The 21,603-nt window shown below is 42.0% G+C and carries 22 protein-coding genes; 12 read left to right on the forward strand and 10 right to left on the reverse strand.

Going from position 1 to position 21,603, the window contains the following annotated elements; all coding sequences use genetic code 11:
- The 3 genes from B3763_RS18075 to B3763_RS18085 all read left to right on the forward strand — a co-directional run.
- Positions 1-171, forward strand: a 171-nt coding sequence (locus B3763_RS18075; protein WP_286748290.1) for a DUF3641 domain-containing protein, incomplete at its 5' end; no start/stop codon positions are given.
- A 181-nt stretch (positions 172-352) separates the two neighbouring features.
- The gene (locus B3763_RS18080; RefSeq protein ID WP_189630400.1) at positions 353-1,795 is read left to right on the forward strand and encodes a hypothetical protein; all 1,443 of its coding nucleotides are present in this window, start codon (positions 353-355) and stop codon (positions 1,793-1,795) included.
- Between the two features lie 72 nt (positions 1,796-1,867).
- Complete coding sequence (locus B3763_RS18085) at positions 1,868-4,282, forward strand: ABC transporter permease (protein WP_286748274.1); 2,415 nt, start codon at positions 1,868-1,870, stop codon at positions 4,280-4,282.
- 245 nt (positions 4,283-4,527) lie between these two features.
- Here B3763_RS18085 and B3763_RS18090 read toward each other — a convergent pair whose 3' ends face one another.
- Entirely contained in the window at positions 4,528-5,457 is a 930-nt protein-coding gene (locus B3763_RS18090) for a LysR substrate-binding domain-containing protein (protein ID WP_189630402.1), read from the reverse strand.
- 100 nt (positions 5,458-5,557) lie between these two features.
- Between B3763_RS18090 and B3763_RS18095 the strand changes: the two genes are divergently transcribed.
- Positions 5,558-6,007, forward strand: a complete 450-nt coding sequence (locus B3763_RS18095; RefSeq protein ID WP_286748275.1) for a Dps family protein — start codon at positions 5,558-5,560, stop codon at positions 6,005-6,007.
- 3 nt (positions 6,008-6,010) lie between these two features.
- On the forward strand, positions 6,011-6,400 hold the full coding sequence (locus tag B3763_RS18100; protein ID WP_189630404.1) for an acyl-CoA thioesterase: 390 nt from the start codon (positions 6,011-6,013) through the stop codon (positions 6,398-6,400).
- Between the two features lie 86 nt (positions 6,401-6,486).
- Here B3763_RS18100 and rsgA read toward each other — a convergent pair whose 3' ends face one another.
- Both rsgA and B3763_RS18110 read right to left on the reverse strand, forming a co-directional pair.
- On the reverse strand, positions 6,487-7,410 hold the full coding sequence (gene rsgA, locus B3763_RS18105; protein ID WP_189630405.1) for a ribosome small subunit-dependent GTPase A: 924 nt from the start codon (positions 7,408-7,410) through the stop codon (positions 6,487-6,489).
- A complete protein-coding gene (locus tag B3763_RS18110; RefSeq protein ID WP_286748276.1) occupies positions 7,407-8,642 on the reverse strand; it encodes a 3-deoxy-D-manno-octulosonic acid transferase in 1,236 nt (411 codons plus the stop codon). The genes rsgA and B3763_RS18110 overlap by 4 nt, the downstream gene beginning before the upstream one ends.
- A gap of 143 nt (positions 8,643-8,785) precedes the next feature.
- On the opposite strand from B3763_RS18110, the gene B3763_RS18115 reads away from it, so the two are divergent.
- From B3763_RS18115 to B3763_RS18125, 3 genes are all read left to right on the forward strand, one after another.
- Positions 8,786-9,334 (forward strand): hypothetical protein, encoded by a 549-nt coding sequence (locus tag B3763_RS18115; protein ID WP_286748277.1) that lies wholly within the window; start codon positions 8,786-8,788, stop codon positions 9,332-9,334.
- 73 nt (positions 9,335-9,407) lie between these two features.
- Entirely contained in the window at positions 9,408-9,995 is a 588-nt protein-coding gene (locus B3763_RS18120) for a hypothetical protein (RefSeq protein WP_189630408.1), read from the forward strand.
- 20 nt (positions 9,996-10,015) lie between these two features.
- Positions 10,016-11,029 carry a DUF6588 family protein gene (locus B3763_RS18125; RefSeq protein ID WP_189630409.1) on the forward strand — a complete coding sequence of 338 codons (1,014 nt, stop codon included), beginning with the start codon at positions 10,016-10,018 and terminating at the stop codon, positions 11,027-11,029.
- A gap of 109 nt (positions 11,030-11,138) precedes the next feature.
- Here B3763_RS18125 and B3763_RS18130 read toward each other — a convergent pair whose 3' ends face one another.
- The gene (locus tag B3763_RS18130; RefSeq protein ID WP_286748278.1) at positions 11,139-11,912 is read right to left on the reverse strand and encodes an enoyl-CoA hydratase-related protein; all 774 of its coding nucleotides are present in this window, start codon (positions 11,910-11,912) and stop codon (positions 11,139-11,141) included.
- Positions 11,913-11,955: 43 nt separating this feature from the next.
- Here B3763_RS18130 and B3763_RS18135 point away from each other — a divergent pair, with 43 nt between their 5' ends.
- Positions 11,956-12,438, forward strand: a complete 483-nt coding sequence (locus B3763_RS18135) for a low molecular weight protein-tyrosine-phosphatase (RefSeq protein WP_286748280.1) — start codon at positions 11,956-11,958, stop codon at positions 12,436-12,438.
- Positions 12,438-13,316 (forward strand): fructosamine kinase family protein, encoded by an 879-nt coding sequence (locus B3763_RS18140; protein WP_286748281.1) that lies wholly within the window; start codon positions 12,438-12,440, stop codon positions 13,314-13,316. Before B3763_RS18135 ends, B3763_RS18140 begins: the two co-directional genes overlap by 1 nt.
- A 48-nt stretch (positions 13,317-13,364) precedes the next feature.
- Here B3763_RS18140 and B3763_RS18145 read toward each other — a convergent pair whose 3' ends face one another.
- Positions 13,365-14,627 (reverse strand): aspartate kinase, encoded by a 1,263-nt coding sequence (locus B3763_RS18145; protein ID WP_286748282.1) that lies wholly within the window; start codon positions 14,625-14,627, stop codon positions 13,365-13,367.
- A 72-nt stretch (positions 14,628-14,699) separates the two neighbouring features.
- On the opposite strand from B3763_RS18145, the gene fbp reads away from it, so the two are divergent.
- Positions 14,700-15,692 (forward strand): class 1 fructose-bisphosphatase, encoded by a 993-nt coding sequence (gene fbp, locus B3763_RS18150; protein WP_189630414.1) that lies wholly within the window; start codon positions 14,700-14,702, stop codon positions 15,690-15,692.
- 215 nt (positions 15,693-15,907) lie between these two features.
- Here the strand turns inward: fbp and B3763_RS18155 are convergent, their stop codons facing one another.
- From B3763_RS18155 to B3763_RS18170, 4 genes are all read right to left on the reverse strand, one after another.
- On the reverse strand, positions 15,908-16,228 hold the full coding sequence (locus B3763_RS18155; protein WP_189630415.1) for a hypothetical protein: 321 nt from the start codon (positions 16,226-16,228) through the stop codon (positions 15,908-15,910).
- 198 nt (positions 16,229-16,426) lie between these two features.
- Positions 16,427-16,864 carry a DUF5606 domain-containing protein gene (locus B3763_RS18160; protein ID WP_189630416.1) on the reverse strand — a complete coding sequence of 146 codons (438 nt, stop codon included), beginning with the start codon at positions 16,862-16,864 and terminating at the stop codon, positions 16,427-16,429.
- A 59-nt stretch (positions 16,865-16,923) separates the two neighbouring features.
- Complete coding sequence (yihA, locus tag B3763_RS18165; RefSeq protein WP_286748283.1) at positions 16,924-17,514, reverse strand: ribosome biogenesis GTP-binding protein YihA/YsxC; 591 nt, start codon at positions 17,512-17,514, stop codon at positions 16,924-16,926.
- A 338-nt stretch (positions 17,515-17,852) separates the two neighbouring features.
- The gene (locus B3763_RS18170; protein ID WP_286748284.1) at positions 17,853-18,917 is read right to left on the reverse strand and encodes a DUF4221 family protein; all 1,065 of its coding nucleotides are present in this window, start codon (positions 18,915-18,917) and stop codon (positions 17,853-17,855) included.
- 1,400 nt (positions 18,918-20,317) lie between these two features.
- Between B3763_RS18170 and B3763_RS18175 the strand changes: the two genes are divergently transcribed.
- Positions 20,318-20,746, forward strand: coding sequence for an FKBP-type peptidyl-prolyl cis-trans isomerase (locus B3763_RS18175; RefSeq protein WP_189630418.1), 429 nt, complete (start codon positions 20,318-20,320; stop codon positions 20,744-20,746).
- Between the two features lie 98 nt (positions 20,747-20,844).
- Here B3763_RS18175 and B3763_RS18180 read toward each other — a convergent pair whose 3' ends face one another.
- Positions 20,845-21,459, reverse strand: coding sequence for a hypothetical protein (locus B3763_RS18180; RefSeq protein ID WP_286748285.1), 615 nt, complete (start codon positions 21,457-21,459; stop codon positions 20,845-20,847).
- Positions 21,460-21,603: the final 144 nt, after the last annotated feature.

The following is a 21,603-nucleotide window of genomic DNA, read 5'->3' on the forward strand; positions in this document are numbered from 1 at the left end:
GACTGTGATTTTAATCAAATGCTTGAATTAAAGTTGAACCATGGTGCACCAAATCATATTAGCGACTTTGACTGGCAGAAAGTACTCAACAGAGAAATAATTATTAATCAACATTGCTTTGGGTGTACGGCCGGAGCAGGGTCCAGTTGCGGAGGAAGCACCACCGCCTAATGTCCATGTGGTGGCCCGGTGAGGTTGGGGAGGAGCGGTTGAAGAAAGGTTGACTAGCTGTGCTTTCATAGTTATCGATCGATCCGGAGGGCTTTATCACCACTTGTTCAAGGAGTTTTAAGTTCGCTTCCCTTGAAACACACCTATTTTTCTTATTTTCATCGGTTAATAACAACCGAAAATGAGAACTATTGAAGGCAACGAAAAGACCAAAGAAGGAAAACTTAGGCGATGGGTGGCCAATCTGCAATTGGAAAGCTGGCAGTTGGAGCTGCTCATAACGGGTTTTTCTATTTTCTTGCTGGCTAGCGGCTACGATGAATACCAGCGGTTCAAAGAAGCTTTGTACTTCGATAAGTTGGTAAAGATGAACGACAGTACTGTGATTTTCACGGCTGCCGGTCGGTTTGTGCTCAGTTCCATTCCTTTTCTTATTCGCTTTTTTCTCATTAGTCTCTTACTGCATCTGCTGCTTAGAGGGTTCTGGATTGGTATTGTGGGCCTGAGTTCGGTTAACAATGCCATAGACTTTGAAAAGCTCAACCTCAAAGGGCCCTTTCGTAAGTACTTGCCCGCCAGAGTGAGAACCTTAGACGACCTCATTTTCTTTATCGATCAGATATCCAGTGTCATTTTTGCCTATACCTACCTGTTGGTCTTTTCCGTGCTATCGGTGGCCTTAGTAGGAGCCTTTCTGTTTATTTTATTAGGTAGTATTAATATTCTGCCACAGTATATTGGCAATCAGGCTGTTTTAGGTATAACTGTTTTTACGGTGATGTTGCTGGCCATGCTGCTACTGGTGGCGGCCATTATTTTCTTTCTGGATACTCTTCTCTTTAGTGCTTTCAAAAAATCCCGATGGTTTTCATCCATCTATTTTCCGCTCTACAGGCTCTTTAGCATAATAAGCCTGTCTTTCATTTACAGAAGCATATATTATCACCTCATCACCAATTACAAGAAGAAGCACATTGTGAGCGTTAGTGCTACGCTGCTAGTGCTTTTGCTTTTGTCGGTGCAGTTCGGTAAATGGGACAGATACATGTATTTTCCTCATCAAAACGGAAGCAACCGGTTTATTGTAAAAAATGATGTTTATGACGATGAAAGGGGTAATGCCTATATAAGAGAGGCCAGTATCCCTTCCAAAATAGTAGGTTCGGACTTTCTTCCTCTTTTTATTCGCTACAGCCCGGAACAAAACACCAGTTTTAAATACTTCTGCCCTGAGGTGAATTTTTTGAACGATGAAGTGACTATCACCGATGGTATAAAGGCCGGTATGGCTTCGGCTCAAGATACCATCCACACCCTTAGCGAACTGATGTACGATGCCGGGTCTTTTGAAGAAAAGCTGGCCAGAGGATTGGCCTGTGTTCAGAAAAACTACGAGGTATATTTAGACGATGAGTTGGTGGAAAATGATTTCCTTTATACCACTCATGGCAACAGGAATGAGAAAGGTTTTTTGCAAATGCTGGATTTGACCGAGATAGAACGGGGTAAGCACGTGATCTCCATCAAGCGGCTCGATTTTCAGGGCAATCCCATGATTCAGGAAATGTCAGACAGTCGCTTTAAAATGGTTGATATGCTGGAAATAGTATTCTGGAAAGAATAAGTAACCGCTAACATAATGAGCAAGAATTAACCTGTTGGGGCTTAGTATATTAATGCTTGCAAATGCATTGATATGATTAGGAACTATCTCAAAGTTGCTCTTAGAAACATTCTCAGACAGAAGTTTTTTGCAGTTATTAATATCAGCGGGCTGGCCATTGGCATATCTTGCTGCCTGCTTATTTTGGCCTATGTAAGCGAGGAGTTTAGCTATGATAATTTTCACCCTGAAAAAGAAAATATTTATCGAATAGCCTTAGACCGGAAGTTTCCTGATAACTCCTTTGTTTATGCCCGCACTCCCATGCCAATGGGTACAACCCTGGCTACCGATTTGCCCACCGTTACTTCATTTACTCGCATTTATGCAGCCTTTAACTCCCTCACATTTGTGGATGAAGACCGTCAGTTCGATGAGCGAAATGTAATGGCAGTAGACTCAACCTTCTTCGATTTCTTTGCAGTAGAATTTGTGGCGGGCGATAAAAACACAGCACTCGAAATGCCCAACTCGCTGGTTGTAACGGAAGATATGGCCAGAAAATACTTTGGAGACGAACCGGCTGTGGGTAAACAGCTAACTATACAAAATGTGGGTGAAGTAATGGTTAGAGGGGTAGTGAAGCCAATGCCCGTAAACAGTCACTTTCATTTCGATTTTCTGTTTTCATTGAGCACTATTCCTGGCTTGTATCAGAATAATTTTTGGGGCTCTTACAATACGCATACCTATATAAAACTAGAACCTGGAACTTCGGTGGAAAGTATTGAGGCCAGTATTCGGCAGATTGTAAAGACCTATATGGAGCCTCAGGTACAGAATATTTTAGGCATAAGCTGGGCTCAGTATGAGGAGGCTGGTAACGACCACCGGTATTTTCTTCAGCCCCTGGAGTCAATTCACCTCAACTCAAACCTTCAGTGGGAAATAGAGCCCAATGGCAATAAGACAGTCGTTCATTTATTCCTGGCCATATCTATATTCATTCTTCTCATTGCCTGCATCAACTTTATTAATCTTACAACGGCACGGGCGGCCAATAGAGCGCGCGAGGTGGGCATGCGCAAGGTGCTCGGTGCACTCAAAAACCAGCTCATAGGTCAATTTTTGGTAGAGTCAATTATTATGTGTCTGCTAGCCACTGTGTTGGCCACCGGAATGGCCTCACTACTCTTACCTTTTTTCAATCAATTGGCCGGAAAATCATTCAGCATTGAAGGTTTGCTTAGCACAGAGGTATGCTTGGGACTGGCGGCCTTTTCCATGGCTTTAGGCATATTGGCTGGTTTATACCCGGCCTTTGTGCTTTCGGCATTCAAGCCGGTAGTTGTGCTTAAGGGCAAGGCCAGTATGGGAGCCAGAAATTCCTGGTTACGCAATACCCTGGTAATTCTTCAGTTTGGTATCTCCATTATTCTTGTGATTGGTACACTCATTATCTATCAGCAAATCAATTACATGGTCAACAAGCCTCTTGGCTTTGATAGAGATCAACTGGTTATAGTAGAAAGAGCAGGCATGATGGGGCAGGAGATTGAGACGTTTAAAAACATACTATTGGACAACCCGAATATTAGTTCGGCAGCCGGAGTAAACACCTTTCCCGGCCGACAGGTAAATGGTGGAACTTTTATGGACGTGCAGGGAAGCGCCAGCGACCGGTATTTAATTCCGAACTTAAGAGGAGATTATGATTTGATTGAAACCATGGGGCTTGAAGTGATTGATGGGCGAGCTTTTGACCGCAACATAGTAACAGATACCACTGCCATTATAATCAACGAAGCAGCCGTGCGTACTTTTGGATGGAGCGATCCAATTGGCAAACAATTGCAGCCTATTAATGGGCCAATCTATAACGTGATTGGGGTGGTAAAAGACTTCCACTTTGAATCGTTGCATCAAAGCATTGGGCCTTTGGCCTTGATGGCCTCCGACTTGCGAAACGGAGCCGGACTTATGGTATTAAAAATGGGCAACGAAAATGTGGCTTCAACCATGGCTACTATAGAACAAGCCTGGAGCAATTTTGTGCCTCAGCGCCCTCTACAACTCACCTTTGTAGATCAGGAGTTTGGGGCACTGTACGAGGCAGAAAGAAGGAGTGGCCGGTTGTTTTCTTCCTTTGCGGTACTGGCCATAGTTATAGCCTGTTTGGGAGCTTTCGGACTGGCGGCATTTTTGGCTACTCAACGCAGAAAGGAAATTGGTATTAGAAAAGTACTTGGGGCTTCAGTGAGTAGCATTGTTCGTCTGCTGAGTATGGAGTTTGTAAAACTCATATTGTTGGCCAATCTCTTGGCCTGGCCTTTAGCTTACTATTTAATGCAGCAATGGCTAAGCAGCTTTGCCTATGCGGTGGGAGTTAATCTGTGGTATTTTGGGATAGCCACAATTGTCTCTATTCTGATAGCTCTATTGACTATATCATTCCATAGCATAAGAGCGGCTCTTATGAACCCCTCTCATACATTGCATACGGAATAATCTATTTGGTGAAGAAGGGAGTCCTTATTGTCCTTTTACGATTTGACGAATCTTAAGAAATACAAAACCGAAGATCATCAAATAACCAGTTGCCATTAGGGTAAGTGTTGTTTCAATTGCCATATCTCTTTCTTAATGTTTATTCAAAATTGAGGCATTTGGGCAGGGTATGACTGAGCGATTTGCTCAAATTGTTTTCTACGTATTTTACGTAGACGGCCTATGGTTTACCCTATGGCCTAGGGCTATCTCCACCGTATACGATTAAACTTTTTGGCCTTCACAAAGCTATCGGGGATATTCTTTACAATACTTTCTCTGAGGCTTTCCAGTACCGCTTCTTTATTGAATCCCTTATGTACAGCCAGGCTTATCTCTCGGGTAGGCTCTGGCTTTTCGAAGCGTTTTATGCGCAAATCATCCATTTGATCTATTACTGAAAGTTCAGGTACAAGGGTGTAGCCCATGTGGTTTTTTACCAGGTTGCGCAATGTTTCAATGGAGCCACTTTCATAACTAATGTTTTCCATTTTGGACGAGCGCCTTTGGTTGCAAAGAGAAAGTACCTGATCGCGCAGGCAATGCCCCTGATTGAGTAGCCATAAGCCTTTCTCGGGCAATTGCTCGGGAGTAACAGATCTGCGGGCAAAAAGTGGGTGCTGTTCGGCAACGTAGAGTAAAAAAGGCTCGTTGTACAGCGGGATTTCACGGATGTTGGATTCATCGAGAGGGGTGGCCAAAATACCAATGTCCAGCAGATCGTGTTTGATGTCATGGATAATTTGTTCCGATTCAATTTCCCTTACCTTCAGCGAAATTTTTGGATTGTTATCAGTGAAGTGTTTTAAAAAACGAGGCATAAGATAGGGCGCAACGGTAGGAATTACACCAATGCGGAATACCCCACTCATGGCATCTTTCTCCGTATTTACATAGTCTTTCAAACCATTTACCTCTCTCAGAATTTGGCGAGCCCTATCTATGATCTGTCGCCCGGTTTTTGTCGGTTCTATGGGGTGCTTGGACCGGTCGAAAATCAATGTCCCCATTTCGTTTTCCAGCTTTTTTATTTGCAGCGTTAGCGTGGGCTGCGTAACAAAGCAACTGTCGGCTGCCGTAACAAAATGGCGGTGAGTGTCTAAGGCAACGATGTACTCTAATTGTTGTAATGTCATATTTATGAAATCAATAGAGAGTAAAGGAACATATGAATTCTAAATATAGTTGGATTATTGTATGAGTACAGTAAAAACAGAACTTAAAACAGAAATGCAAATGGGAAAACAAGCAGATTCACCGGTAGTTGAAAAACTCAATCAACTCTTAATTAATTATCAGGTGCACTACCAAAACCTCAGACTTTTTCACTGGAACGTGAAGGGGCCTTTCTTCTTTGTGTTGCACGATAAATTTGAAGAACTCTACAGAGAAGCTGCCGAAAAGATAGATGAGATTGCCGAAAGGGTGCTGGCTCTGGGGGGCACTCCCAAAGGTTCGTTAAAAAACATTGTATCCAACGCACATGTAGAATCTCATGAGGAGATAATGGAGGCCAATAAAATGGTAGAAGCTGTTGTAACGGCCAACAAAATTCTAATTGGCAACCTCAATGAGTTGCTCGATGCGGCCGGTAAGACCAACGATGAGGGAACTACGGATATCTTTACCTCCTATATTCAGGAGCTCGAGAAACAAAACTGGATGTTCAAATCTTATTTACAATAGCCTATGAATTTCCATACCAGAAAATGGGTGAAACCGGAAGACCTTAACCCCAACGGAACACTATTTGGGGGGAGTCTTCTGGCTTGGATCGATGAGGAGGCAGCGCTTTATGCGGTGGTTCAATTGGAGAATAAACATGTGGTAACCAAGTTTATTTCGGAGATCAACTTCATCTCAGCTCCTCGGCAGGGCGATATTATTGAAATAGGAATAGAGGCAGTGGCTTTTGGAACCACCTCCATTACCATGAGGTGTGAGGTGAGAAATAAAATCACCAGAGAAGATATTCTCTCTATTGATAAAATAATAATGGTTAACCTCGGAGAAGATGGTAAACCTAAGCCGCATGGTAAAACCAAAATAGAGTATGTGAAAGATAGACTCTCTTCGTAGTATACGAATGAAGTCCTCGTGTTTAAAAAGATTCAAGAACCTGTTTACTCGTAAGCAGGTTCTTGTGGTATCTTAAGTTTCCCTTATTACCTGTGGCTGTCATAATCTTCCAGCATGCTTAGGTAGCTCATGTAGCGTTCAGGAAAAATTTCTCCGTCTTCCAGAGCTTCTACTATCCGGCATCCGGGTTCGTTTACATGCAGACAGTTGTTGAAACGACATTCACCCAAATGCTCCCTCATTTCAGGAAAGTAATGACTAATTTCTTCAGGTTCCATATCTACCAGACCAAGCTCTTTGATACCGGGAGTATCAATGACTTTGGAAACGCCATCTATATCGAACATTTCGGCAAACGTAGTGGTGTGTGTGCCTTTGTTTGCAAAGGCCGATACCTCTCCGGTTTTCTGTTTTAACCCGGGTATCAGGGCGTTGAGCAAAGTGGATTTGCCTACTCCTGAGTGCCCTGCAATGAGTGTTGTTTTATTTTTGAGGTATGATAGAACCGTGTCAATTCCTTCTTGGGTTTCGAGCGAAATAAGGTCGGTAGTATAGCCAATATGCTCATACATTTCTTGCCATTCATTTACCTTCTCAAGCTCTTTTTCGTTTAGCAGGTCTTTCTTGTTAAAGATAACCAGGCTTGGAATTCGAAACGATTCGGCACTTACCAGAAACCGATCGATGAACCCCTGGGAGGTTCTCGGAAATGACACCGTAGCCAATAAAAGTGTTTGGTCTAGATTAGAGGCCAGTATATGCGAAAACCCACTCTTACGTGTAGATTTCCTGATCAGATAGTTTTCTCTGTTTAAAATGCCCGTTATAAGCCCCGTATTTTCATGCTGTTCATCAGGCTCAAGTTCAACAAAATCGCCCACGGCAATGGGGTTGTTTACTTTTAACCCTTTTTGCTTGAATTTACCCCTTAGCCTGCTTTGGTAAACTTTTCCATCTTCGGCTTTTACATCATACCAACTGCCGGTCGATTTGTATACCTGCCCCTTCATTGTAAAATCCCTTTTAAATGACGCATTATTTTTTCCGTGGCTCCGGCATTTTCAAGCACATAGTTTTGGCAAATGGTCGAGGCAACTTCTCGTTCTTCTTTATTCATTAGTTTTTTTAGAGCCTCATAGGCCTCCTGCTCATTGGCAATGGCAATAGCTCCTCCAAGTTCAATAAGTTCGGTAGACTCAGGAAACTTTTCCAAACCCTTATTGCCAAATGTAACCGGCAATCCAAAGGCAACGGCTTCGAGTATGTTGTGTAGCCCATCTCCAAATGCTCCGCCAATGTAGGCAAAGTGGCCATATTGGTAAACGGAAGAGAGCATTCCAATGGTATCTAATATGAGCACAGCAGTGTTTTCTAAGTTTTTGCTGTCGGTGTACAGGCTATAATCTACCGATAGGTGCTTGGTGATTTTATTGAGAGCTTCCGGCTCTACAAGGTGAGGAGCAATAATCACTTTGATCTTTCCGGAAAAGTCATGGATGAACCGTTCAATTACCAGCATATCTTCTGGCCATGCGCTACCCACAATCAGGGTAGTGTAATCTTTCGTCCAGCGTGCAATTTCCGGGTAGTGCTGAGGCTTAGATATGGTTTGAATCACCCTGTCGAATCGGGTGTCTCCAGAAACAGAGGCTCGATCTATTCCTATGGACTTAAGCATTTGAAGCGAAGACTGATTTTGTACAAAGAGGTGGTCGAACCTATGCAGCATTTTGCGGTAAAAGGCCCCATACTTTTTAAAGAAGATGTGTTTTGGAGTAAAAAGTGCAGAGATAGAAACAAGGGGGACTCGCTGCTCGCTGCAGGCCTTAAGGTAGAAATGCCAGAATTCGTATTTTATGAACACCGCCATTTCGGGTTTAAGAGTCTCTACAAATCGCCTGGCATTTTTGGGTGTATCTAATGGAAGATAACATACCCAACTGGCTACGGGATGGTTTTTTCGATGCAAAAAGCCGGAGGGTGAAAAGAAACTGACTACCAGTTGGTGGTTAGGGAATTGTTGGCGCACAGACTGCATCACCGGCAGCCCCTGCTCGAACTCTCCCAACGAAGCCGCATGAAACCAAATCACGGGCCCCTGGTGTTCCGCTTTGAAATGTTCTAGCTGAGGCCATATCTTCTGGCGGCCTCTCACAAACTCTTTTGCTTTAGTATTGAACATGCCCGCCATTCTAATAATGGCTCCATAACAGTATATGGCAATGGTATAAAGGGCAGACATTCTGTTTCTTCAGGATAATAAGCCCCAAAGATAGAGGCTTTGTCCGATCCTTGGGCTAATTCTTTGCGCTCTTATACCGCGCATGTATTGCTCAATTAAATTCGATTGAAAAATTCGTAACTTGTTGAGGCAATTCAAACTCAATGAAAAAGCTATTTTTTGCTTCCCTTATACTTTTTTTAGCGGCTTGTACAGAAGAAGGTCCTACCATTACCGAACCTGCGTCCGGTTCTTTTCAATTCAATATTTCGCGCCATACCATTAATAATTCGGCCACTTTAGAAGCAACGGTGGAGAAGAATGTTGTGCCGGCTCAGGTGTTTAATAGAAATGGTTCACAAATACGATCGATAGAACTGGTTGATCTAAAAGCGACCATACAGAATTACAACAATAGCGGGTCGGCCGAAGAGCGTATGACGCTTATTTTGCAGACCAGAATAGATGATCAGCTCACGGAAATAGGCAGGTTGGAAGAACTGGTTCTTGAAAATAAGTCGGGTATTGTTTTATTTGAAGAAGGAAACAGTAAGTCGGTTTTATCTTCTGCCCAAGTAGGAAGTTTGGAAGCAATTCTCGATAATTACGAACCATTCAGCTTTGTGCTGACCACTCAATTGAACAAGACTGTAGACAGTGACTTCTCTGTCGTATTATCACTGAATGTAAACCTAATGGTGGCCGATGATTGATTTTGTTGAGCCCCAGGCGTTACTTTCCTTTGCTGCACTAACTAACTAAATTATTAACATTAACTATTTAATCATGCAAAAACGTCTTTTACCATTTTTATCACTGTTACTGGTGATTTGGGGATGTGGAGATGCTGGCATTGAGTCAGACATTTCTAAAAATGTGGCTATCGACCCGATTGAAGTTCAGCTATCTGTACCTCCCATTTTTGTTGGACAAAGAGTTGATGAAACTCCACCAATCAACACAAACACCGGAGCCATTGATATATCTGACAACGAATTCAGTGAATATCTGGACGATGCGGAGCGCTTTACCATTAACAAAATTACTTACAGTATTGTAGGATTTCCGCAAAACAGCGAAGCCGATTTGGATTTGAGTATAGACATTGAGATTGGTCAGAACACCCAAGAGTTACTTTCTATTTTGGTGGCCGATGCACAGTCTAATGTAACCGATGTAGTATTGTTTGAAGCGGGAACTCCCGGAAACGTAAACCTCAACGCAATTGCAGACCTGGAGAACGCATTGCTTAATGGCCAAACTTTTGCCATGGATATTGAAATTATAGGCAGAGATGTGCTCTTGAGAGAGGAGGAAGTAAATTTCCAGTTGGTGTTCAAATTTGATGTAACTACAAGAATTAAACTTGACTAATCTTCAACCAAAAGATGATCATGAAAAGAATTAACAGACTTTTAATAGCCGGCCTTATGTTGTTTAGTACAACCTTTGGCCTAAAGGCACAATTGGATTTCGATTCGTTTTTGGAGGCTGGTATTGTAGATGCCAATAAACTTCTTCAAAACTACATGCAGCCTGCCTTCGAAGGTTTTGGCTATGGCCTGGCCAGCGGATGGTACAACACGGCTAAAACTCACAAAACTCTCGGTTTCGATTTGTCTCTGACTATTTCTGCGGCTCGTGTACCTTCTTCGGCCGAGTTTTTCACCTTCAGAAATTCAGACTATAGCAATGTGCGATACGATGGTGGTGCTTCTGTGGATATTCCAACCATGTTTGGTCCCAACCTTGGCGCAGACGATCTGCCACAGCTAACTTTTCTTGACCCCGATACTGGCGATGAGATTGTGAGAATTTCTGCGCCTACCGGTTTAGGGGTTGAAGAAGGCTTTATGCCCTTCAATGCTGTGCCGGTGCCAATGGCACAAATAGGTATTGGTTTACCTAAGGGCTTTGAGCTTAAGCTACGGTATGTTCCTGAGCAAACTATTGAAGAAGACGGTAGTGTGAAGCTTTTTGGTATTGGCCTAATGCACGATATTAAGCAGTGGTTGCCGGGTGAGAAAATTCTTCCTTTTGATCTTTCGGCCTTTGTAGGTTACACCAGCATGACGGCTCAAGCTTTCATAGATGTAGATCAGGATCAGGTAGCCGAGTTCGATGCCAGCTCCCTGGTGGTACAAGCGGTAATTTCTAAGAAAATACTCTTCATGACGGCTTTTGCCGGTCTTGGATACTCAAACTACGATATCGGACTTAATCTACTCGGTACATATACTACCGAAACTTCATCGTTTACTGATCCTATAAGCCTGAGCTACAAGAACAATGGAATAAGAACCAATGTTGGAGTTCGAATGAAACTTCTTTTCCTTACCCTCACCGGTGAATACGCCTTCCAGGAGTACAACACCATGTCTTTGGGTGTGGGCTTTTCTTTCAGATAAGATAAGCAAGAGAAAAGTTAAAAAAGGCTGCTTTGGTTTTACTAAGGCAGCCTTTTTCTTGTGTGGTAAGAAAGGTAATAGGCTTCTTAAAGAAGCGGAGTATATTTTTTCACCTGCCTTTAAAGTCAGGCTTTCTTTTTTCTACAAAGGCATTCATGCCTTCTTTCTGGTCTTCAGAAGCAAATAACATGTAGAAGTTTTTTCGCTCAAAATGGAGGCCTTCTTCCAAATGAACTTCAAACGATCGTTTAACAGACTCTTTGGCCATTTGCACAGCAATGGGCGACATTGCGGCAATTTCAGAGGCTAGTTTTGTGGCTTCTTCCAGATATAGTTCAACCGGCACTATTTTGTTCACTAGTTTATACCTGAGAGCTTCTTCAGCATCGATAAACTTTCCTGTAAGTACCAGTTCCATAGCCTTAGCTTTACCTAAAGCTTTGGTAAGGCGCTGCGTTCCTCCGGCTCCGGGCATCACACCAATTTTAATTTCAGGTTGCCCGAACTGAGCTGTTTCTGAAGCCACAATCATGTCGCAGGTCATGGCCAACTCGCAACCGCCTCCCAGGGCAAAGCCAGAGACAGCAGCTATAATTGGCTTGCGGGTTTTATTTATCTGATCCCAGGTGCTGAACTGATCGACCTTCCACATGTCTATGGTTCCTTTGCCCGCCATTTGCTTAATATCGGCACCGGCAGCAAATGCTCGTTCGTTTCCGGTAAGAATAATTACCCGAACACTGTCGTCATTATCTAGTTCTTTCAGGGCATCGCGCAGTTCGCCCATGAGCTGCAAATTCAGAGCGTTTAATTCTTTGGGTCGGTTAAGCTCAATTAAAGCAATGTATGGGGCGTGATCTTTGGTTACTTTTATAAATTCCATAGGTTTGATCGTTCAGAATGCTAAGTTAAAACAGTATGGTAAAATGGCTCAAGTGAAAGTGTTATTTGTGTGTTTGGGAAATATATGTCGCTCTCCGTTGGCCGAAGGTATTTTTCGGCACAAAATTGAGCAAAAAGGAATGGCCAGTCGGTTTGTAGTAGACTCGTGTGGTACTGCGGCTTATCATGTTGGGGAGCATCCTGATGACAGGTCTGTGGCTAATGCCAGAAAAAATGGTGTGGAGTACGACCATTTGGGAAGGCAACTGAAAGAACAGGACTTCTATCGCTTTGACTATATACTGGCTATGGATGAATATAACCTGGCCGATATTCACCGACTACAGCCTGCCGATGCTAAAGCACAGGTAATGATGATGAGGGCCTTCGACCCAATGGATGAGAACGCCAATGTTCCCGACCCATACTATGGCGGAGAAGATGGGTTTCAGCTAGTGTTTGAAATACTGGAAAGGTCTACCGAACATCTTCTGGCCCGGCTTATGAAAGATCATTCCCTTAGCTAATGCACGATTATTATACCGAATTGCTTGGAAGTATGTTGTTTCAGGTGCTGGGCGATGACCTGACCATTGAAGGTATACTTATGCAAAGTGGTGGCGATATTAATATGGCCGTTTGTGTGCAAACTGCGCACGGTGATTTTTTTGTGAAATGGCACGAGGGAGGGTACGAAGACATGATGGAAAAAGAGGCACTTGGCCTTAAGCTACTCAAGAAAGTTCCCGGTCTTAAAGTACCTGAAGTGTTCGGCCATGGCCGCTTGAATGATATCTCGTTTTTGGTATTGGAGTTTTTGGAAAGAGGCAGAGAAGATGAAGTCTATTGGACCCGCCTTGGTGAGGCCCTGGCCGAACTACACCGCGTAAAGGGAGATTGCTTTGGTTTAGACCATGACAATTACATTGGTAGGTTGCAGCAATGCAATAAACCAACTCAAGATTGGGTATCGTTTTTTGCAGAATTTCGTTTGAACGCGCAGCTGGGTCTGGCTATTTATAATCAGCAGGTCAATCAGGAGTTTGTTAGAGATTTTAAGCAGTTTCTGCATAAACTGCCCGGATTAATGCCCGAATCGGAGCCTTCGTTGCTGCATGGCGATCTTTGGAGCGGCAATGCTTTTGGTTCTACCAAGGGCCCCGCGTTGTTCGATCCGGCTGTGTACTATGGTGCCCGCGAAATGGATTTGGCCATGACCCGTCTGTTTGGAGGGTTCAATCAGCGATTTTATGAAGCATATGATGCAATCTACCCCTTGCCCGATGATTTCGATGCTCTGGTGGAAATATATAATCTATACCCACTGATGGTGCATGTAAATCTCTTTGGAGCCAACTCGGGTTATCTGGGCTCTGTCTGGAGAACCATTAAGAGGTATATATAGTCGCTGGTCAATAGTTACAGATCATTCCCTAAATGGCATCAACAATATCTAATTAACTTTATAAACCATCTGGAAGTTATTTCTGGAACGCTGTTCAATAATCACCTGCTTGCCCTGCATCAACTCGTTAATTGTTTCTTGATTGTAGTTCTTTACGGTAATCATTTCCAAGCCCTCGTTGTAGTATATGTTGAATTCTTCCATAAGAGCCGTGCGCAACTGCTCGCGCTTTTTGGGGTTGTCATCCATGCAAACGGTAAAAGTAATGGCTGAATTTTGCATGAGATTAATGGATAGGTTCAGTCGTTTGATGTGCTCAAATATGGTATAGATGTGGTGTTCATTAATGAATGAAAAGTCGCTGATTTTAAAGGAAATAACCGTTTGCTTGTCTTTATGAATGATGGCCGGGTTTAAGTTGGGCACCTGGCATTCTTCGATTACCGTGCCACTGGCTTCCACCTGTTGAAAAGAGCGAACAAACAGTGGAATTTTCTTTTGTGCAAGTGGTTTGATGGTTTTGGGATGAATAACCGTAGCACCATAGTAAGTCATTTCGGCTGCCTCTTTATAAGGCAGTCGCTCATAGAGTTTGGTGTTTTCAAATTTTTTAGGATCGGCATTGAGCACTCCGGGAACATCCTTCCAGATGGTTACCGACTCTGCGTTCATGCAAGTGGCAAATATAGCTGCGCTAAAATCGCTGCCTTCCCGACCAAGTGTAGTGGTATTATACTTGGCATTACTCCCTATAAACCCTTGCGTGAGCACAATCTTGTCTTTGAGTAGCGGAACTACTTGCGATTTAATCATGGCCTGGCTGGCACCCCAATCTACCATGGCCTGCCGGTGTGTGTTGTTGGTTTTTACCACTTTGCGAGCATCTACCCATTCATTGGCAATGCCTTGATGGGTTAGGTAAGCCGAAATAATTTTGGTGGATATAACCTCGGCAAGCGATACGGTTTGATCATAGATAAAATCATAGCCGGTGGCCGAACTGTAGCTGTTTAGCCGCATCACCAATTGCTCGTAAATCTCTTCCAAGTCTTCCTGAAGCTGCTTTTGAGTAGCAATTTCCAGCCCTTTTACAATAGATAAGTGGAAGTTCTTTACGTCTTCAATGGCCTCTTCAAAAGGTTCCTGATCAATGGTTTTTGCTAAAATGGCTTCGAAGGCATTGGTCATTTTACCCATAGCAGAAACCACAACTACCAACTGCTCATTCTGGTGTGCCGCAATTATGCGAGCCATGTTCTGTACCGACTGGGCATCTTTTACAGAAGCTCCACCAAACTTAAATACTTTCAAGTGACCTTTTTAAATTTTACTATTTTCGCGCAAGTTATTAACGTTTGATTAGAATCAAATTATAACTCACCCATGGGAAAAGCTGAAAATTCGAGAATTGCCCTTCCGGTAGGCTCTAATCTCGACAGGTTCATAAACAAGAACCAAGAGGCATTTAAATATGCCACCGGAGAATTGTCACAACTGATTCGCGATTTGGCCTATGCAGGCAAGGTAGTGAACCGGGAAATCAACCGGGCCGGCTTAGCGGGCATTACCGGTGCCTACGGTTCGGAAAATGTGCAAGGGGAGGAGCAACAAAACCTCGATGTAGCTGCTAATATTCGGTTTACCAGAGCTCTCCAAAAAGGAGGAGAAGTAGCCGCTATTATTTCTGAGGAGGATGAGGACATTATTGATCTCAACAACCCCAGGTCTAAATACATTATCGCCATAGATCCTCTCGATGGATCGTCTAATATTGATGTGAACGTTTCTATCGGTACTATCTTTAGTATATATAGGCGTATTTCGCCCCTCGGTAGTCCTGTGCAGATGGAAGATGTGCTCCAGGCGGGTAAACATCAGGTGGCGGCAGGCTATATTTTATATGGCTCGTCTACAATGTTTGTATACACCACCGGCAAGGGGGTCAATGGGTTTACCTATGAGCCAAGCCTTGGCGAATACATACTTTCGCACCAGAACATGAAAATGCCTAAGGACGGAACCATTTATTCGGTAAATGAGGGCTCGTATAATTCCTTTGGTCCCGAGGTAAAGAAGTATATAGAGAAATGTAAGGAGCGCGGATACTCTGCCCGTTACATTGGCTCATTGGTAGCCGATTTTCATAGAAACTTGCTCAAAGGAGGTATTTACTTTTACCCATCTACAAGCAAAGCACCTAACGGTAAGTTAAGGCTTATGTATGAGTGCAATGCCTTGGCATTTATTGCAGAGCAGGCCGGAGGAAAAGCTACTGACGGAAAGAACCGAATTCTCGATATCGAACCGGAAAGTCTGCACCAGCGTGTTCCCTTCTATGTGGGTAGCAAGCATATGGTAGAAGAGGCTTCGAGGTAGTTTGTGGTTCACGATTCATGGTTTATAGTTCATGGTTCACGGATTATAGTTCTTGGATCATGGTTTTCCGTGTCAGTAATGAGCTGATCACAAAGGTGGCGCCTTGCGGTAGGTAGAGAAGTAGTGTCAGTTCACGGAAGAAACAGGGGGGGAGAATAGTGGACAATGGGGGAGCTTGCTTTTGCCTAAGCCAGAGGCAAGCGCTTATTGGTTGGCTACTTGCTGTATTTCTTTCTGAACTCCACTTTTAGCAGTTCGCGTTCAATAATCATCTTGGTAATAACGGAGGCGGGGTTGTCTGTAGAGGTGGCCAGAGCTTCTTTGAGCTTTTCTTCGGAAACATCGATTCTATAGAGCACATTAACCAGTTGCTGAAAGTCTTTGGCTAAGAGGTCTTCTACCACTCGCATGATTTTTAAAAACGCCTCTTCGTAGGTGTACTCCTTTTTTTTGGCCAGTTGCAGGTAATCCTTGTCGAGCTGAAAATCCTTCTCGAAAAGCTTTAAACTCTGCTTGATATCTTTAGAATCAGACATGATCAAATTTAGGTAAAAGAGTTTTTCTAATTGTTAATGGGTGTATTAAGAAAACGAAAAATGCCACCGCTTTCGGGTGGCACTTAGTATGTTTTTGGTTATTTCATCGTCACCCTGAACCTGTCTGCCGAAAGGCAGGCTTGTTTTATGGTCTTTGCATGCTGAAAGCTAGATTCTGGAATAAATTCAGAATGACGACTACTCGGCCTCTTTTTCTTCTGGTGCTTCATCTGCCGGCTGCTCCATAAAAGATTCAGGAGCTATTTTGGCCAACAGGTTGTACCAGGTAACCAGTTTTTTGATGTCAGACACATATACGCGGTCCTCATCATAGTCGGGTAATATGTGCTTTAAAAAAGACTTCAGCTCTTCTCCGTCTGAGTTTTTATCCAGTCCCGTATCTCCTTCAAACTCTTCATGAATTTTTCGCATTACTTCAATAAGAGGAGTTGAGCCTTCCTGGGTATGGGTGTAGATAGAGATTTCAGATAAAATTGAAACTCTGGCATCGGCCCCTACTACCAGCTTGGTTTTCTTATCATCGAGCGATTCTAAAATTACACCTGCTTTAGAGGGTTTCAGTACCTTAAATAATCCGCCTTTTCCGGCTACTGCTGCTATCTCACCAAAATTCATATTGTTCTCAATTTATGCGGCAAAGTAAGTTTTAGTACAATCGAAAGACAAACAAAAAATCAATTTTCAAGAAGTGATTGTATATAGCTTGTGAGTTGTTCTTTACCCAGGCCTGTCTCAGAAGAGGTCAGAAAAAATGGAGGCAGTTCGGCCCAGTCTTTTTTCATCACCCTCTTAAACTTGGCCATGTTTTGTTGCCCCTTGTTTACGGATTGTTTATCGGCCTTAGTAAACACCAAAGCGAAAGGCACTCCATTTTCTCCCAGCCAGGTAATAAATTCCAAATCGATTTTTTGAGGGTCCAGCCGTGAGTCAATCAACACAAAAACAATCTGCAAGCTCTCTCTGTGAACCAAATAGTCTTCGATCATCAATGCCCAGGCATCTCTATTTTTTTTGCTGGTTTTGGCATAGCCATAGCCGGGCAAATCGACCAGATACCAAGAGTCATCGATCAAGAAATGATTGATGAGCTGTGTTTTGCCGGGTTTTCCTGAGGTTTTGGCCAGGTTCTTTCGCCCGGTGAGCATATTAATGAGCGAAGATTTCCCCACGTTAGATCGACCAATAAAAGCAATCTCAAACTTATCCGGTTTTGGGCATTGGTCGTAGCTGGGGCTGCTTATCAGGTATGTGGCTTGTTCGAACATTTCGCAAAGTTAGGGCTTATTCTCTGTTTGCCATCAGGGTAAAAACCTTTCAGCTCTATCTTGCTATTCGTTTCCCTCGCAGAGAACGCTGTGAACAATTGGCCTGATGCCATGCCGGAAAATACGGCATTAGAGCTACATCCAAATAAACACTGAATGGGAGTGTAGCCATTCCTTTTCTGTAGCCTTCCCCAAAATAGGCCGCATCAGGCATTGGACAACAAGACTCCACTTGAATATGCAGCTTGAAAACGTAAGAACTCTATTTTTAACTGGATCAAACCAAAGAAAAGCTTACAAGTACATTTACTGATTAGATTACTAATAGTTAGAATGGGCTATTGATCTAACTCTTTCAGTTCAATTTTACGAAAATAATAATTTGATTCTGTTGGTTCAGTAGGTATAGCATATATGTACAATCCGTCTTCTCTAACCCAAAGATAGTTTTCATTTATTCTTTCCTGTAATGCAAAAAATTCATCGTTAGCAACTACTTTTAGGTTGGCATCAAAAGTTGTAATTGAGATTTTCTTTTTATTATAAACTTTTGCGAATTCCTGAGGGTCATTTATTGGAGTCTGTATATCAACAAAAGTTCCTATTCTGTAAAATACATTTCTCCATTTATCGTATATTATTTTTAAATAGTGGCCATTGTTGAGCTGGTCTAGTGCATCTTGGTAAATATCATTACCTCTTTTACCTTTTGATTCACGTATTTTCGAATTTCCAATAATCTTTTTTGTTAACAAATTCCCATTTAAATCATAAACGTATACAAACTTTGATTTGCTAAAGTTCATATAAATTTTATTCTCTCTAACTACAAAACTATGTTCTGAATCATTAGATGACCATAGTCTACCATGATATTCCTCTGGAAAGTTAATAATTTTAGAAAAGTCACCTGTAGTTAAATCGTAGACCCCTATGGTTTTAACATTCTCATAAGTACTTGTTATGTTAAAATCAGCATATTCAGCCAAATCGAAATAGATTTTACCATCATGAATATCAACTGAGGACGATTTTATTTTACTGTCTACAGCCAGCATTGGGTTAGCTGCGTATTGATACTTTTTTATTATCGACCCATTAGTATTTATTTTAAATATATATGGAGCAATTACTGGAAGAAATAGAAACTCTTTCTCATTTATAAACGAATAGGCTCCTTCGCTATAAACTTGGTTAGGTCCAGTTGTATAAAGTGTTGTTTTTGACCAGAAATCTGTTCGGTAATTGTAGCTTACTATTTCTATTGTGCCTTCATCAACAGTCGAATATGAGAATTGGTTGTCGTAAATGTTATGAAAGGGCCTAGATGTATTACCTAGATGATTAATGCTGTCGGGAAGGAAAATGCTAATAGTATCGGACAGAATTAAAGTAGAGTTCAATTCTTCATCGTAGCTTTTAATTGTGTTTTTGGTACAAGAAAATGTAATAAAAATAATGAGTGATAATATAGATAAAGTCTTCATCATAAGAATAAATAAAATAAGAATAAGATTAGTTTGCTCTAATCTTATTCTTTAAATAAAAATTACTGCTTGTTTGGATCAAACTCTGGCAACTTTAATGTTGCAACTTTTGTCCTAAAAGCAGCTCCTAGAGTCGTACACTGGTTACCAATAGCGTTATAACATTCTTCGACCCAATAAACTGACAGTTCTTCCATTACCAGTTGAAAGTACGCATGCTTGGCAAATTCGTAGTTATTATTTTTTCTGAGCTACTACTGTGTTTTTTTAAGCATAAAAATTGCAGTGATTCAAATTAATATTATTATACTAATAATTTTATTTTTTTATGAGGTTTATTTAAAGTTTATTAAAGTAGGAAGTGCATAATAAACAAGTCCACGTGCTTTTGAACCAGGCAATGTGCATGAACTTCCTTTTTCGTTAGTACATTCCGTTGCAAGCCATACGCAAGGGCTATAACCACCCAAGAGGTCAGTTTCCATACATGCAACAGATTTATATTTTAAATTCAGACTGTCCTTGTAAATTATCACGTGGAATTGCTGTGAATAGTACAAGGCAAAATAAAACCAGCAAATTAGATTTTTTCATTTTTACTTTTTTATCAAACCTACTCTCTTTCAGGGTTTTCGGCATTCCCTTTTGTTGCCCCGAAGAGCGGTAACAGACACAATAGTGAAATTGAGAAATGAATTCTTGGTGTCGGTATTGTGCGTTTGAATTGTTCGTGTGCCAAGTGGCAGGATGAACTTCTGTCTTTCTCCGGAATTGAAAGTTAATTTAATGTAGGGGACGATCTTTTGTATCAAGAAAAAAATTTAAATGCAACTCATTGAACTTTAACCCAAATAGAGTATGATATGTCTTCTGTTTCCATATAGTTCTTCAGAGCTTTTGTTTATTCAGTAACTTTTGCAAATAGGTGTGTCTTCCTGTTTGTTATGTCTTTGGTTTACTGCGAAACCATTTACCTTAGCTTGATGAATAAAACGGGTTCTGGAAAATCATTGGGAGCTTTCAATGTGTTACAGCCCTCCAAAAGTTTGCTTTCATTGCTTAAATGAGCCTATTCGCTCCTGCTCAATTATGAGCATCAACTTTTGGAGTGGGCTCTTCTTTTTAAGTCGAACTTAGGCCCAGGTGAATTCAATACTAAACTGTTGAATCATGCGGCTGTTGCTCAAAGGGCCATGGGTATGATCTGCCATAACTCGCAGCTGTGGTATCACAAACCATTCTGGGTTTTGCTTTCCATACTAAACCTGTACCTTTGCAAATCCTTGATATTGAGGATTAATCAAAAACAACAAATTATGCCAAAAGCAAAAAAAGGCGATAACGTAAAAGTGCACTATACCGGTAAGCTTAAAGATGGAACCATTTTCGACTCTTCTAAAGGTCGTGAACCATTGGCTTTTCAGGTTGGTGCCGGACAAATGATTAAGGGTTTTGATGCGGCTGTTGACGGTATGGAAATGGGAGATACTAAAGTGGCTGAAATTCCGGCTGCTGAGGCTTACGGAGAAGCAAGACAAGACCTGATTTTTGATGTGCCTAAGACAAATTTGCCGCCCGATTTAAAGCCAGAGGTAGGTCAGCAATTGGCCATGACTCAGCCCAACGGTCAACAAGTACCCGTAACCGTAGCTAAAGTTGAAGAAGACAAAGTAGTAATAGATGCCAACCATCAATTGGCAGGTAAAGACCTGGTGTTTGAAATTGAGTTGGTTGAAATAGCCTAGCTATTCTAAGAGTTCATCCGAAGGGAGGTGTGGCAGTGTTCGCTATTGGCTTTCGCAGTAAAGAAAGTTAACTCAGGCGCGCTGAAATGCCTCTCTTTTTAGTTTGTGAGCGATCGCTTTTTGAGCAATTCATTTATCATGTAATAGAGCATTTGTTCTTGTCCTACCATTTCGTCCATAACCAGATTTAGCTGAATGAGCGTAGTTTCCAAATGTTCTTTCTCGTGCGTTTGCCGATCCATGTACACCTCCAGAAACTTGGCAGTGGTGTTTTCCATCAAGATTTTTTGTAGCCCATAAATTCGGGTAAAAGCCTGAACTTCTTCAAAATCAAAATCGGAAGCCGCTTTTGTAGATTTGGCCGCTTCCCAGGCTGTTTCGGTCAAAAGTGCATCAATTAAAACCTGGCCATCGGTTATCACTTCAAAATCCATTCGTGGGCCTTTCACCAAAAGCTGTCTCACACTGTCTTGCTCATTGGCCACCATATTTCTTATTCTATCTCTAATTTTTCCATGGGTTTCAGTCCATCGTTTTAGTGTAACGAAATTTTCTCCCAACTCCTGATAGATGTAATCAAGAGCCTTTTCCTTCGCCTTTTCGGCCTTGCTTTTTTCTACCAATTGGCCAATAAAAAGAGCGAAGAGCACACTGAATACAATTAAGAACCCTTCGGTGAAGAGTTGCTTGATGCGATTGGTTTTAGGTTTCATAAAAGGTTTTTCAGGTTCTGGTTAAAAAAAGACCAAAGAGTCTGTTGAAAAAAATCCCAACTTGGAGGCAGTGCATGAAAACAGAAAGTGACTCACACACTAAAATAAGCATTACAACGGAATAGGATAATGCTGCTGATTCCA

This window comes from Roseivirga sp. UBA1976 (genome assembly GCF_002336325.1).
Taxonomy (GTDB): domain Bacteria; phylum Bacteroidota; class Bacteroidia; order Cytophagales; family Cyclobacteriaceae; genus Roseivirga; species Roseivirga thermotolerans.